This is a genomic window from Kitasatospora sp. NPDC088346 (genome assembly GCF_044740765.1).
Lineage (GTDB): Bacteria > Actinomycetota > Actinomycetes > Streptomycetales > Streptomycetaceae > Kitasatospora.
In genome coordinates this window covers 1-12,831 of record NZ_JBIURH010000100.1, presented here as the reverse complement: position 1 = coordinate 12,831, position 12,831 = coordinate 1, and the positions used below count along the sequence as shown (strand labels likewise).

General features: G+C 72.2%; 14 protein-coding genes and 1 pseudogene. 8 read left to right on the top strand and 7 right to left on the bottom strand.

What is annotated here, in order from left to right:
- Positions 1-1,109 (bottom strand): IPT/TIG domain-containing protein (locus ACIOFR_RS41085; RefSeq protein WP_401005778.1); only part of this gene is annotated, 1,109 nt, incomplete at its 3' end.
- A gap of 316 nt (positions 1,110-1,425) precedes the next feature.
- On the opposite strand from ACIOFR_RS41085, the gene ACIOFR_RS41080 reads away from it, so the two are divergent.
- Entirely contained in the window at positions 1,426-1,776 is a 351-nt protein-coding gene (locus ACIOFR_RS41080) for a hypothetical protein (protein ID WP_401005776.1), read from the top strand.
- 210 nt (positions 1,777-1,986) lie between these two features.
- Here the strand turns inward: ACIOFR_RS41080 and ACIOFR_RS41075 are convergent, their stop codons facing one another.
- On the bottom strand, positions 1,987-3,222 hold the full coding sequence (locus tag ACIOFR_RS41075; RefSeq protein ID WP_401005774.1) for an Ig-like domain repeat protein: 1,236 nt from the start codon (positions 3,220-3,222) through the stop codon (positions 1,987-1,989).
- Between the two features lie 625 nt (positions 3,223-3,847).
- Here ACIOFR_RS41075 and ACIOFR_RS41070 point away from each other — a divergent pair.
- Positions 3,848-4,189 (top strand): hypothetical protein, encoded by a 342-nt coding sequence (locus ACIOFR_RS41070; protein ID WP_401005772.1) that lies wholly within the window; start codon positions 3,848-3,850, stop codon positions 4,187-4,189.
- Between the two features lie 213 nt (positions 4,190-4,402).
- Here the strand turns inward: ACIOFR_RS41070 and ACIOFR_RS41065 are convergent, their stop codons facing one another.
- Complete coding sequence (locus tag ACIOFR_RS41065; RefSeq protein WP_401005770.1) at positions 4,403-4,573, bottom strand: hypothetical protein; 171 nt, start codon at positions 4,571-4,573, stop codon at positions 4,403-4,405.
- A 597-nt stretch (positions 4,574-5,170) separates the two neighbouring features.
- On the opposite strand from ACIOFR_RS41065, the gene ACIOFR_RS41060 reads away from it, so the two are divergent.
- The 4 genes and pseudogenes from ACIOFR_RS41060 to ACIOFR_RS41045 all read left to right on the top strand — a co-directional run bounded on the left by ACIOFR_RS41060 (position 5,171) and on the right by ACIOFR_RS41045 (position 6,797).
- Positions 5,171-5,482: a DUF6247 family protein gene (locus tag ACIOFR_RS41060; RefSeq protein ID WP_401005768.1), complete on the top strand. Its 312-nt coding sequence runs from the start codon at positions 5,171-5,173 to the stop codon at positions 5,480-5,482.
- On the top strand, positions 5,479-5,739 hold the full coding sequence (locus ACIOFR_RS41055; RefSeq protein WP_401005766.1) for a hypothetical protein: 261 nt from the start codon (positions 5,479-5,481) through the stop codon (positions 5,737-5,739). The genes ACIOFR_RS41060 and ACIOFR_RS41055 overlap by 4 nt, the downstream gene beginning before the upstream one ends.
- 502 nt (positions 5,740-6,241) lie before the next feature.
- The gene (locus ACIOFR_RS41050; RefSeq protein WP_401005764.1) at positions 6,242-6,523 is read left to right on the top strand and encodes a hypothetical protein; all 282 of its coding nucleotides are present in this window, start codon (positions 6,242-6,244) and stop codon (positions 6,521-6,523) included.
- A 177-nt stretch (positions 6,524-6,700) separates the two neighbouring features.
- Positions 6,701-6,797, top strand: a pseudogene (locus ACIOFR_RS41045).
- 587 nt (positions 6,798-7,384) lie between these two features.
- On the opposite strand, the gene ACIOFR_RS41040 reads toward ACIOFR_RS41045, so the two are convergent.
- The 4 genes from ACIOFR_RS41040 to ACIOFR_RS41025 form a co-directional block, all read right to left on the bottom strand.
- Positions 7,385-8,569 carry a methyltransferase domain-containing protein gene (locus ACIOFR_RS41040; protein WP_401005762.1) on the bottom strand — a complete coding sequence of 395 codons (1,185 nt, stop codon included), beginning with the start codon at positions 8,567-8,569 and terminating at the stop codon, positions 7,385-7,387.
- Positions 8,566-8,709, bottom strand: a complete 144-nt coding sequence (locus ACIOFR_RS41035; RefSeq protein ID WP_401005760.1) for a hypothetical protein — start codon at positions 8,707-8,709, stop codon at positions 8,566-8,568. The genes ACIOFR_RS41040 and ACIOFR_RS41035 overlap by 4 nt, the downstream gene beginning before the upstream one ends.
- A 700-nt stretch (positions 8,710-9,409) precedes the next feature.
- A complete protein-coding gene (locus tag ACIOFR_RS41030) occupies positions 9,410-9,826 on the bottom strand; it encodes a hypothetical protein (RefSeq protein ID WP_401005758.1) in 417 nt (138 codons plus the stop codon).
- A gap of 161 nt (positions 9,827-9,987) precedes the next feature.
- Positions 9,988-10,419 carry a hypothetical protein gene (locus ACIOFR_RS41025; protein WP_401005756.1) on the bottom strand — a complete coding sequence of 144 codons (432 nt, stop codon included), beginning with the start codon at positions 10,417-10,419 and terminating at the stop codon, positions 9,988-9,990.
- Positions 10,420-10,775: 356 nt separating this feature from the next.
- On the opposite strand from ACIOFR_RS41025, the gene ACIOFR_RS41020 reads away from it, so the two are divergent.
- Positions 10,776-11,492, top strand: coding sequence for a hypothetical protein (locus ACIOFR_RS41020; RefSeq protein WP_401005754.1), 717 nt, complete (start codon positions 10,776-10,778; stop codon positions 11,490-11,492).
- A gap of 168 nt (positions 11,493-11,660) precedes the next feature.
- Positions 11,661-12,068, top strand: a complete 408-nt coding sequence (locus ACIOFR_RS41015; RefSeq protein WP_401005752.1) for a TipAS antibiotic-recognition domain-containing protein — start codon at positions 11,661-11,663, stop codon at positions 12,066-12,068.
- Positions 12,069-12,831 lie beyond the last annotated feature (763 nt).

Below are 12,831 nucleotides of genomic sequence, written 5' to 3'. Positions count from 1 at the left end.
TGGGTGTCACTGACGGCGTTGGGCGGCACGCACGGGACGGTACCGAAGTCGACCATGCTCTGCGAGTCGAAGCCGCTGCCGGTGATGGTGATCAGGGTGCCCGGGGCACCGACGCGGGGGCTGATGCTGTCCACCACCGGCGCGGGAGCCGGTACGGGGGAGTTCAGCAGCTTCAGGTAGGTCGGGTTGGAGTGCTGGAAGGCGACCTGGGCCAGGAAGTCCTGGGTCGTGCTCTTGAGCACCTTGGGGTCGTAGGCCTTGTAGTCCGCGTTCAGCGGGGAGGAGGTGGTGGCCGGCTGGACGTACTCGTTGGTCCCGCTGAGGCCCTTGATCACCGTGAGGAGATCCTTGACGGCCGGGGGCGCGACCGGACCGGGGGAGGGGTACCACTGTTTGGCGGTGTCGAGACTGGCCCAGGCCAGCGGCACGAGGTCGTACTTGTTGACGTAGCCCTGGCACAGGGCCCACTTCACGGAGTTGAAGCGGTCGGCGAAGTCCTTCAGACCGGCGGTGGGGGCGGCGAAGGTGCTCACGGCGAACTGCGGCGAGTCGTTCCAGGTCTGGGCCTGCAGGTACAGCGCGAGCATGGTCGCGATGCAGCCGCCGAGGCTGTGGCCGACCACGTAGACCGTCGCCCCCGGGGCGGGCTTGAGCAGGGAGGTGAGCGCCTCCACGAGGCCGGAACCGGCCGCCGAGGACTCGTCGGTCATGGCGACGACCTGGGTGAACGCCGTCATGGCCCCCTTCGAGACGGAGACCGGCGACGGCCCGCCGACCGTGAACGGGACCACCGTGCCGACGTCGAGGTCCTCGATCGTGTCGATCGCGTTGCCGACCGTCCCACGGACGACCACGGCGAACTGGCTCGACGGCCCCTTCGCGATGTACGCCATGTTGGCGTTGTCCGGGCTCAGCCCGAGCCAGGCCAGCTCCCAGTTGCCCTGCGTCGCCAGGGTCTTGTCGGAGAGCTGCTGGACGATGCCGTTGGAGATGCGCTGCTTCTGGTTCGCCAGGCTCTCCCCGGACGGACGCATGGCCGCCCCGGTCGCCGCGATCGCGGCCAGGGTCATGGTCACACCGGGCGGCAGCGCGCTCAGGTCTTCCGTCATGATCACTCCTCGGGTGTTCTGCTCGGTCGTCGAACGTGCCGGATAGGTCGTATCCAATGTATTTTCTGATGTGAACACCTGAGTGCATATCGGCTCCGCGGCTTCCCGGTGTCGACCGGCGGCCGGTCGGACTCGCGGCCGGTCTCCACGGCTGACCCGACCGGACACGAAGGCGTCGGCCCCCGACGTGGCGGCCGGTGCCTTCGCGCTCGACGCCAAGGACGTCGAGGCCATCGGCGACGAGCCGGGCCTGTCCTGCCTCCGAGCGCCCGGGTCGAGGCACGGTGCACCTACGGCGGCGAGCACAGCTACGACGATGTCCGCTGGATCGCAGGCCCGCTGGAGCGTGGCCCGTTCGGATGGGCCAAGAGCCGGCCGCTTCCAGATCGACGCCTTCCGCTGCCCCCACCGCGGCCACTTGCACCTGTTCGTTCGTCAGTGGCTCAGCCAGGCCACGGAGGGCCCCTGGCTCCCGCACTCGACCGGCTCGCCGCCGGTGTCCGCGGCAGCGGCGCCCGCGGACCGGGCACCGGCCGGTCAGCTGGCCACGACCGGCGTCGACGGCGACCGCACCGGCCTCCTCGCAGGCATCGCCGCACTCCTGATCGGCGTCGGCATCACCGCCCTCGCCGCCGTCCGGCGTCGGCGCGCCGACGGCACCGCGTGAGACATCGCCCGCCCGGCTCCACCGCGACCCGCGGTCGAGCCGGGCGGACCCGCGACCGGCGGACCCGCCCGGAACTCCTCGCATGCCCACCACCGCTCAAGGACCCGTCACGGGCGGGCCTGCCCCCGGGACGGCCGGGTACGCCGAGTGCCGGGGCTGCGCCGGGAGGAAGTCGCCTTCCCGGCCGGAGCGTCGACCGACTCGTTCCGGTCAGGGGGTCACGGTGACGGTGAGGGTTTCGGGGTTGCCGCTGTTGTCCTGGTATACCGCGTCGCCGCTGTAGACGGCGGTGATGGTGTGGGCGCCGGTGGTGCGGAAGACGGTGAGGAGTCCGGCTGCGGCGCAGTTGCCGATGGAGACGTTCACCGGGGACGTGCCCAGGGTGGTGTGGGTGGTGGCGTCGGTGAAGGTGACGGTGCCGGTGGGCCTGGTGGTGGAGCCCGGGCCCGGGCAGATCAGGTCGCTGAGGATCACGAGCGAGCCGGTGCGGGTGCGCTGGGGCATCGCGGTCAGGTACGTGGTGACCGGCTTGCCCACGGTGTAGCTGATGATCACCTGACCGTTGTGGTTGGCGGTCCCGACGGTGGACGCCGTGTACGACGTCCCGGTGCCCGTGGGGGTGGCGAAGCTGCTGCCGCCGCCACCGCCGCCTCCGCCGGCCGCGGTACCGGTGTTGTTGACGGCACCGCTGCCGCCGCCACCGCCGGCGAAGTACCCACCTCCGCCGCCCCCGCCGGCACCGGTGGCGGTCGCGGCGCAGCCGCCGTCGATGCTGCCGCCGGTGCCGCCGGTACCGACCGTGGTGCCGGCGAACCCGCCGCCCGGTCCACCCGGGGTGGCGCTGCAGAACGGAACGCTGCCGGCGACCCCGCCTGCACCACCGGTGGTCGTGCTGGTGCTGCCGCCGCCCCCGCCGTGGCCCGCTGCTGCCCCGGGCCCGGTGGCGCTTCCGTCGGTACCGCCGGTGCCATTCGGCGTGGTTCCGCCGTTGCCGCCACTGCCGCCCGGAAGGCTGCCCCCGGTGCCACCGGCGGCGCCGCCGCCCCCGGCGACCACCAGGAAGGAGCCCGCGCTGACGCTGGAGGCACCACCCCCACCGGGGCCTTCCGCCCGAAACGTCGTGGCCGAGATCCCCCCGCCCGGGGCGCCTCCGTTGAACCCGCCGGTGCCGCCCGTACCACTGCCGTTGCAGCCCTTGCCGCCGGTGCCGCCGACGTTGATGGTGACCGTCGTCGAGGAAGTCGTCTGCGGGAGGGTGGTGACGACTCGAGCCCCCGCCCCGCCCGTCCCCATGACGGAACAGGTTGTGCCGCTGTTGTCGGCGCCGCCGGCGCCGTCGGCGGTGATCGTGACCACGGCGTTCGCCGGGATGGTGAGGCTCTGCGAGGCCCCGGTGTAACTGAAGGTGAACGAGGGGTCAGCCGCTCGGGCCTGCGCCGGAGTCACGGCCGGCGGGGCTCCCGTCGGTGCGGCGGCTGCGGGCAGAAGTCCGGTGCCGGACAGTGCCATGCACAGTCCCGCGACCGCCCCCGCCCGCCGCCACTGCTCACGCGGGCCAGCGCCTGCGCCGGCTCCACGTCGTCGTTCCCCTGCTTCGGCAAGGGCTTGTTCAGGGGCGTGCTGTCCGATCACTGATGTCTCCTGACGCTATGGCTCGGGGGGCCGGGGCGATCGGAGTGACAGATCCTGCGTTCCGCCGACGGGCCGTCCCAGCGGCCTGACGGGGCCCGCCGGATCCTGTCCGACCACTCGTCATGCGACCTGCGCGCCTGCGGTCTCCCTGACCTGGCCCCTGATCGACACGCACAGCGTGACGGCTGACAGGCTCGTGTGCCCCCATTGCTCCGAACGCGGCATGTCATGCACCGTCACACCGGGGGGCGACCGGGGTCTGCGGAGATCCGGCTGCCGGACGCGGTGCGGCGCTACGCGCAGTGGTGTGACGGTTGATGCGGTAGCCCCCTGTCGGTGGCTGCGACGGAGTCGCCCGGGCGGGGCGGGCCCCTGCGACGGTGGGCTTTCTGTTCGAAAGACCGCGAAATCCCGCTGCCGTTAGAGAAAGATCACTGACATGGAGAACCTCCGGAACGTCCTTCTCGTCTTCCACCTCTTCGGCTTCGCCGCGCTGCTGGGCGGCATCTTCTACCAGACCCGCGGAAACGATCCGGTGACCGGCGGGTACATGGTGACCAGCGCGGTCGTCCAACTGGTCACAGGTGCGGGGCTCATATGGACCCGCTCGTCCCTGGACCTGCCGGTGAACGACGCGAAGATGTGGGTGAAGCTGGCCCTGGACGCCCTGGTGGCTGCGGCGGCGTGGGTGGGCATGCGCAACAAGCGGCCGTGGGCGTTCTACGCCGTCGGTACGTTCACCGCCGCTGCGGCCGTCGTGGCCGTCGCCTGGACCTCGTAGGCCGGCCGCGAGCGGACATGACTCGCGCGGTGCACAGATGCGGCATAACCCGAGTGTCAGCGGACGCCGGCCCAGGCTCACCGTGGACCAGCCTGCGCTCACCCAACGGCCCCACGACGAGCGGGAGAAGGCTTCCAGCAGATCGCCGACCTGTTCACGGGTCCTTGCTTCACGGTGTACGAACACCTCGACAGGACCAGGGCCAGTGCCTCGTCAGTACTCGGGCTTGCTGCACTCGTGCGGCCCGTACACCGGTGGCCGCCACGTGCCGTCGAAGCTCGCGTTCTTCTGGACCGTGCGCCTGGTGAAGAACGGGGTGTTCACCCGCGAGCCCAGCCAGGCCGCCGGGGGGGCGTCTCCCCAGCCGTCGCGGGGGCCGGCCATCTTGTCTCCGGCGCGTGCCCGCGGGTCTCCCTCTCCCGGTAGGTCTCCGGTGCCGGTCGAGTTCAGCCGCCACCGTTGCCCGGCTCTTCCCGGCCCGCACCCGCAGGTGGGCAATCCGCTCACCGTCCTTCGGGAGGTTGCACAGGTCGAGTGGCTCGTCCACCCAGCCGCACGAGCCAGGCGGGGCAACACCTCATCCCCGGCGAGCCGTGGCCGGCCCTGGAACGTCCGACGTGGCGCCCGGACATCCGGGCCGCGGTCATCGCCAAGGCGCGGCTGAACCTGCACCGCAAGATGGCCAACGTCGCGCGGGCGAACGGCCGTTACCCGCTCGGCGTGAACATCGACTGCGTCGTCTACGCCTCCCCCACTGCCTCCCCGTTCCCGCGCCGAGGCGGCCGGGGCAACCGGACCGCCCCCGACGGAAGGCCCCCGGGGCGCCTGCTGGGAGGTCCCGGGGGAAGGGTACGGGCCGGCCGGCATTCCGGCTGCGCGTCCGGGCGGCCGAATCCGCCCGCTCCGTGAAGAATCCCTTGCGCCCGCTGCCCGTTGAACCCGATTGCCGTACCGTGGCGGACGACGAAGTGGAGGATTCCTGTGAGCGCCCAGAGCGAGCACCTTCCCGCCCCGCCGCCCGCACCGGCCCCGCGCGCGGCGGCCCGGCTGCTGGCCCGCATCCGCGCCGAGCACCCCGAGCGCGCCGCCCGCTGGCTCCCGGCGTTCGAACGGGACTGGGACAAGGCCCTCGAGGACTCCCGCCAGACCTACGACCTGTCCCCGCTGCACGAGGTCGTGCGCACCTGGCAGATCCGCCTGGAGAGCGCACCTGCCGTCGACGCCTTCGTCGCCGGCGGCATGGACGACGAGGACGGCATCGACCTGGCCGACTTCCTCGGGACCCGCCCGTGAGCGAGGCGGTCTGGCCCGCCCGCCTCTCCCCGCAGGCCGGCAAGACGTTCACCCAACTTCCGACGCACGCCCAACAGATGGTCCGCGACCTCCTCGACATCGCCTCCCGCACCCCCTGGGGCTGGCCCCAGTGGGACGCCACCGACCCCGAAGGCGAGGACGTGCGCTGCGCCTCCATCGGCCAGCTCAGCCTCGTCTACCTGGTCAACCGCCAGATGGGGCGCCTGCACGTCATCGACATCGTCTGGCTCGGCTGACCCACCCCCAAGCCGACCCGCTTCCCGCGGCAGCCCGAACAAGCGGACGATCGGAAGGGGGCGGGGGCGTGCCGGAGACAGCAGGCCAGGAGCGGGCGGCGGGCGGCGGGCGGCGGGGTGTCGCGGCGGCCGGTGCGCAGCCGGGTGCGGCACGGCCAAGCCTCGTGCGCGGACTACGGCTGCGCCCTTGCCGTGTGCCGGCAGGCGGCGCTTCGGGCCTGGCGGCGCCGTCACCGTGACCGCGCGAAGGGTGTGGCGGCCCGGGTCGATCCCGCCCTCGCGGCCACCCACGCCGCCGTGCTGGTGCGGCGCGGTATGTCGGCGCAGGACATCGCGGATGCCTCCGGTGTCGCCGTGACCCTGGTGCGCCGTCTGCTGCGCGAGCCGTCTCGTCGTCCGGCGCGGATCGCCCGCGGCGCCGCCGAGGCGGTCCTCGGTGTTGCGCTGCCCGGGCGCGGGCGGGCCCTCCTCTCCGGGGCGGGGCCTGACGTGTGCTGCTCCGGTGGCCGCGGTCCTGGCCGAGCTGGCGGCGCAGGGCTGGACCGCGACGTATCTTGCCGCCTGCCTGCGCACGAGCACTGCCATCGTGGCGGCGGTGCGCGACGGGTCCCGCCGCCGGATCACCATCGCTCTGGACCTGCGCGTCCACCGCCTGCGGGCGCGCCTTGCGGCCACGACTCCCGCCGCCGAGGGGATCCGGGCCGGCGACGCGGCCCGCACCCGCACCCGCGCCTCCGCCCGCGTCCGGGCGTCGCACCACCGGGCGGCCCGGGCCGCGGCCTGACAGCAGTCCCGCCGCCGTATCCGTGCCGGGCCGCGGCGCGGGAGAGCCCGAAGCCCGATGACAACGTCCGGCCCGGCGCCCGGCGCCCGGTGCCCGGTCAGCCGGGTGTCAGCCCCGGGTCAGGCGCCCGGGGCATCCTGAGGGCACGGCAGGGAGCGCGAGATGGCTCCCGGACAGGGAGAGGTGCCCGGAGCGGTTCATCGGGTGCCTGGCCAGCGATGGCCGAGCAGGGCCCCCTGGGGCCCGCGCGCAGGTTCGAATCCTGCCCTCTCCGCCCCCACGACCCCTGCCACTGGTCTGCGGCCGTGTCCCGCGCCGGACCACGGCTCCTCGCAGCGGGAGCGCCGCCCGCGCGAGGAGGGCCGCTGCAGGCAGGTGCTCAAGGCCGCCGTGCGCCTCCGGGGCATGTGACGGGATGGGCGGTTGATCGTTTTCCGGGTATGAAGGCAACCAAGCAGTTCCTCGCCACCGGCGCTCTCGCGGGCGCGGCTGTGCCTGTTCGCTCCGGCCGCCGCCCACGCGGCTGCTGCGCCCGCTTCGCTCCTGGACCTCCATCCAGGTTTCGGCCCGACTGCCCTCGGGCCGGGTGAGGTGCTCATGAGCCAGTTGCCTGCGAACATGCTGGGGTTCGGGAACTGGGCGAACCTGAACGGGGTCCGTCCGGGTAAGGAAGGTATTTTCGCCAAGGTCCTGAAGGGTGTCTTCTGACCGCAGGTCCCGCGCAAGGTGCCTCCGCGTCGGTCCGGCGGTGCGGCCACCGACGGACGCCCCCTGCTGCCCCGGGCCCGGCGAACAGCGGCCGGCCGGGGTGTTGGGCTGCCGGTTCCGGCGGCCCGTCGCCCGCACCAGCGGCGGGGTGGGCTACGGGGCCAGGGTCGTGCTCACCCGGTGGTCGGGGGTGTCGAGCCAGGGGTGCTGGCCGGTGCGGTCGACGGTGAGGCCGAACCGGGTGAAGCCCGGCCTGCCCTGGGCGTCCCACCAGTGCCAGGCGGCCTCGACCTCGTCCCACAGCGACCGCGGCCCGGCCTGCACGACCTCGTACCCGGTGCGGCCGGGTTCCCAGTCGGCGCTGGCCCAGGTGCGGGTGTCGGCGCTGTCGTGCAGCCACAGGGTGTAGGTGCCGTCGTCGTAACGCTCGCTGCGCCAGAACACGTGGGGGACCTGCAGGCCGATCGCGAACTGCTCGATCCAGCCGCCGGTGTGGGCGGGGGAGAGCGGGGTGGTGGAGCGTCGGCCGTCGGCCGGCCACGGCCGGCCTTTCAGGTAGGCGTCGAACGGCGGCCGCACGCCGCGCTGGGAACGCATGCGCATGAACGCGGACGAGCGGGTGAAGCGGCCCTCGGCGGTGCCGCCTTCGGTGACGGTGAGGCGGGCGACGGCCTCGCCGCCGTACTCGGTGCCCCACGGCACCACGATCAGCCCGCCGGGCACGATCTGCTCCACCCACGCCGCCGGGACGTCGATGACGGAGAACGTGGCGATCAGCCGGTCGTAGGGCGCGCCGGCCGGGTGGCCCGCCGCGCCGTCCCCGATCACGCACCGCGGGTGCAGCCCTTGGGCCGTGAGACGCTGCCGGGCGGCCGCCGCGAGGTGGGGATCGACCTCGACGGTGACCACGCGGTCGCCGCCGAGCCGCCGGGCCAGCAGACCGGCGTTCCAGCCGGCCCCCGTCCCCACGTCCAGCACCCGCATCCCCTCGGCGACGTCGAGGTCGGCGAGCATCCCGGCGACCATGCTGGGCATCGACACCGACGAACTCGGCACCATGCCAGGGCCCGGCCCTCGGTGGGTGCCGTCGTCCCACTGGAACGTCAGCGGCACGTCCCGGTACACCGCCTCCCGCCATGCGGCGGGGTCGGTGCGCCGGTCGACGGCGGCGTGCCGGCGGGTGCCGTCCGCGGTGCCGGGCCACACGACGTCGGGGACGAACGCCTCCCGCCCAACGGCGCGGAATGCCGGCACCCAGTCCCCGGCCAGGGCACCGGCGGCGAGGAGGGCGGAGATCAGCTGATCGGGGCCGGTCTCCGTCTCCTGGCCGATCGTCACCTGCCGCCGTCCGTGGGGCCCTGACCGTCGGAGGTGTTCCCGCCCTCGTCCGAGCCGCCACCGCCGTGCTTGTTGCCCGAGCCGCTGTCGTCCTGCGGGCCCGGGCTCCCGTCCCCGGAACCGCCTCCGTGCTTGCCCATGCCGTCCTCCCCTTGCGGTCGACGATCTGCCGCGCACCATCCTGCCGGTGATCGGCCGATCACACAGCGGTATCGACGAAGTGTCCGGAACCTGCTTCCGCAGCAGATTCGCCGCCTCTGTGCGCCTTCTCCCGAAACCGCAGCACCGCACCGGGTGCCGGCACTTCGGCCCTCACCTTGCGGCCGGCTGTGCTGCGCCTGTCCGGTTGAGACCTGCTGCTCTTGACGTGCTGTCACCGGCGGGGCGGAGTGTCGTGCAAGTGGCCGCACGCGGGCGTCGCACGGCCGGGCGCCGAGGGCTGCTGCCCGACGGCAGGCCGGCGCCGTATCCCGTGCAGGGCCTCGGAACCTGTGACAGCCGGGCGGGGTCAGCCGGGACTGGGAGAGGGTGCCCTCAACCCGGCGCCCGGCGGGCACGCCAAGCTCAAGGACGACGGCAACCTCGTCGTCTTCTAGGACACCAGGGGCAAGGCCACCTGGCCCACCGGCACCTCCGGTCCGACGCGGGGCAACCTCAGCTACCGCTACACCTGAGCGGCTCCACCGCCCGCTGCGTTCGCCCGCTGCGTTCGGCCGCTACGTTCGGCCCTGGCATCGGGCCGCAGCGGCATCGGGCGGAGTGGAACGCCGAAGCCCCGCCACCGGGCCGGACCGCTGTGGGGCGGGATCCGGGTCCGGTGGCGGGGCCACCGTCGGCGGGTCAGCCGCAGTGGCTCCAGGGGCTCTCGTACGAGCTCTGGTCGTCGTCGCTGAACCAGCCGTTCCACTTGACGCACTTGCCTGCGGCGTAGGCGTAGACCGGGCCGGCGTAGGACCCGTAGTAGCCGGTGTCGGAGTTCTGGGAGCTGCCCTCGACGGTGAGGCCGGCCGACATGTGCACCGGGGTGCCCCCGTTCCCACGGACGGTGACCACGCAGTTGTAGCCGTTGGAGCTGTTGTAGGTCAGGTAGACCCACACGTCGCGGTTGATGAGCTGTTCGGAGTCGACGACCTTGTAGCCGGGGCCGCAGACCTCCGTCGGCGAGGCGGCGAGAGCTGAGGCCTCAGGCGCGGTCATCACGGTGGCGGCTCCGGCCATCGCGAGGGCACCGAGGACGGAGACGAGCTTCTTGTGCACGGAACAAACCTCTCTTGCGCCGAACATCCAGTGGTTCGACACGGTCGGAAATGCGGATCTGTCGGGCTCTGGTCGGTCCACCGTGGGGCGGGCCCGCCGAAGCCGGGAACGGGACCTCGGGGGCGTTCCCCGCGCCCCGTCGAGGGGGCGGGACGCGGGGCTCAGCAGCCCCGGGTTCCGCTCGACACGGAGTACTCGTGGCCGGCCCAGTTGACGTAGCCGTAGGCGTAGACGCAGTAGTTCGCCGTGCCGGTCATGCCGACCGGCCCTGCGTTGTACGCGTACGATCCCTTGTCGATGCGCGACGAGGCGTCGACGGTGCAGCCGCCGCCCGTACCGGACTTCTGCAGGCACCGGTAGATCCCGACGCTGGTCGTCGCCGAGACGCCGTAGGACGCCCCGCGGTGGTAGAAGCAGGCGCTGTTGGTGCCGCCGTTGCTGCTGTTGTAGTAGATGAGCAACTCGCCGATGGCACTGCCGTTGTGCGAGACACTCTGGTCGTACGTGATGGTGCCGGAGCAGGAGGTGGCGGCCTGCGCGGTGGAGGACGCGAACAGGCTGACGCCGGCGAGCACCGCCACACTGGCGAACACTGCGAGGACTCGGCGGACGACGTGCATACGGAACCCTGTCTGAGGCGGATCATCGACGATCGATCGAACGTCGACCATGCTGGCGCAGCCGTGTAACGCCGCCGTATCACACGAGAGCCCGCACTGTCGGCCGCCGCGGGGGCCCCGCCGCGGTCTCCGGGAAGCGTCTGCTGCGGGCCGGGCACACCAACGAGCCAGAACCCAGGAAGCTACGCCAGCTCTGCCACTGCCTCAAGAACCGCCGCCAGTTCGATGAGCACAGCGCCGTGTCGACTGCACTCCTGCCGAGCGACGCCAAGGTGGCCTGACCTGCCACGACCCTGCCAGGTCCGGCCCCAGACGGCGATCATTCGGCCATGAGACGTGAAGTGCGGGAGTTCGTGGCCGGCGGCGCCCTCCCCGACTGGCGGGACGCGGACGAGGACGAGATGGTCCGGCGGGTGGGGCAACTCGAAGCGATCAGCGGACCGGTCACTGCCGAGGAGGCCCAGGCGCTGGCGTCCTGCGTCGGCCCGGACGAGGGTCGGCTGAGCGGGCAGCATGCCCCGGTGAGCATCGTCATCAAGTTCTTCGTGGCGCCGGACGACGGGGCTGCGGCCGCAGTCGTGGATCACGGGCCCGAGGGGACCTTCGAGTCACAGGTGTTCGGCAACTTCGATGGTGAAGAGGCGCTCTGTTTCGGATCACGTCGGACCAGCGGGCGGCGTCGGGGTGCGGGACAGTGTGGCGACTGGTCGGCCGTCGCGGAGAGGCAGAGAGTGGCACTGACGAAGAAGGGTGCCCGCCGCATCGTCGTCGACGGTGTCGAGTACCACTGGCGGGTGAGCGGCAACCCCCGGTGCTGCGAATACCACCTCGGCACCCTGGGCTACGTGGTGGAGGACGCGGCCCGCCCCGGGACGACACTCGTCGTGGAGACCGGTCGACCGGCCGTCGTGGCACCGGGCCCGGTGCCGGCCGAGCTCGTCCAGCCGCGCGAGGTTGCCGCGGGAATCCGGGCCGCGCGGTCGAGCGGCTGGACGCCCCGCTCCGACGGCTCGCCGTTCGAGCTGCGCCTTTCTGCCGCCGGCTGACCGGGACGGAGCGCCGGAGGGTCCAAGAAATGGTTTGCCGACCCGGTGGCTGTGTGTCACCGTTCGGCCTGGACCGGCAGTTGATCATCGGCGGCCGGTCGATGTCGACATGTCGGCGGCCTCTCGGGGATCCACCGGAGAGGTGACGAAACGATGGGAACCGGTGTCGTGGGGAACAGTTACGAGGACGAGTGTCGCCGGTCGTTGGCCGAGGAGCAGACGAAGAGCCTTGCCGGGACCAACGACTGGGAACATGTGGACAGGGAACGGGTCCACCAGGACTGGGACGTCGTGTACCGGGAGATCACGGCTTTCCTGGACGGTGGCTCCCTGCCCGGGGACCAGCAGATCCAGGAGCTCGTCCGCAGGCACTTCGACATCGTCTGCCGGTTCTACACCCCATCCAGGCAGGCTTACGTCGGCATGTCGCTCTTCTACGCCGAGGACGAGGCCATGAGGGCGTTCCACGATTCCTACCACCCCGGGATGGTGGAGTTCCTGGGCGCCGCGATCAAGGTGTTCGCCGAGCAGGGGAGCGGGTTCGCCCCCAGCGCAGGGGCCGAGGCTTCGGTGTAGTCGGGCGACACGGGCCAGGACATCGGCTGGCTCGACGCCGAAAGCCCGCACCGGCGCCATCACCGGCGGCACCGGCTCAGGTCAGGCCCACAAACGCAACAGCGGCCACGCGTGACGGTACGCGCGGCCGCTGTCATAGCCGGCCTGGAGGAGCTAACACAAAGCTCGGACGCGTCGGCGACAGGCGCACCATCGCCAAGCCCGACGCCGGCGCCAACGCCGAGACCACCGTCAAGTACGGGGTGCTGTCCCTGCCCACCCTGCACGTCTTCCAGGACGGGCAGGTCGACGTCCGCCGGTGCGAGGTGGGCGCTGATCCTCTCGGTTGGCCTCGCCCGCGTTCGTAGCGTCGGGCGCTCCGGGGGCATCGAGATTCAGCAGCTCTTCGCCGCCCTGGTCGCCAAGCCGGCCCACGCATACCGCGCACCGACCGCGCTGGTAACCATGGGGGCGCCGATACCGGGCACGAGCCCGCGCCCGCCACCACTGGTGCCGGGCCGCTCAGCAGCTGTGAAGATCACGATCCGCGGCTGGAGTGCCGGCGGACCTGCGGTGTCACATCTCACCGTGCCTGGAGCCTCCGAATCGGAGAGCCCAGGTCGACGTGTCACCACACCGTGATTGATTTGCCAGGATCACCTCGACGGCACCGCCCGGGCCGCACCCGCGTCGCGGACGATCCCCATCACCTGGGCGCGAGTGCTCACCCCGAGCTTGGCGAAGGCCTTGGTCAGATGGGCCTCGACGGTGCGCGGGCTGAGGA

Excerpts from the sequence above, each read along its gene's own strand:
- ACIOFR_RS41065 (WP_401005770.1), bottom strand. The coding sequence starts at position 4,573 with ATGGCCGGCCCCCGCGACGGCTGGGGAGACGCCCCCCCGGCGGCCTGG.
- ACIOFR_RS41020 (WP_401005754.1), top strand. The coding sequence starts at position 10,776 with ATGAGACGTGAAGTGCGGGAGTTCGTGGCCGGCGGCGCCCTCCCCGAC.
- ACIOFR_RS41080 (WP_401005776.1), top strand. The coding sequence starts at position 1,426 with ATGTCCGCTGGATCGCAGGCCCGCTGGAGCGTGGCCCGTTCGGATGGG.
- ACIOFR_RS41070 (WP_401005772.1), top strand. The coding sequence starts at position 3,848 with ATGGAGAACCTCCGGAACGTCCTTCTCGTCTTCCACCTCTTCGGCTTC.
- ACIOFR_RS41035 (WP_401005760.1), bottom strand. The coding sequence starts at position 8,709 with ATGGGCAAGCACGGAGGCGGTTCCGGGGACGGGAGCCCGGGCCCGCAG.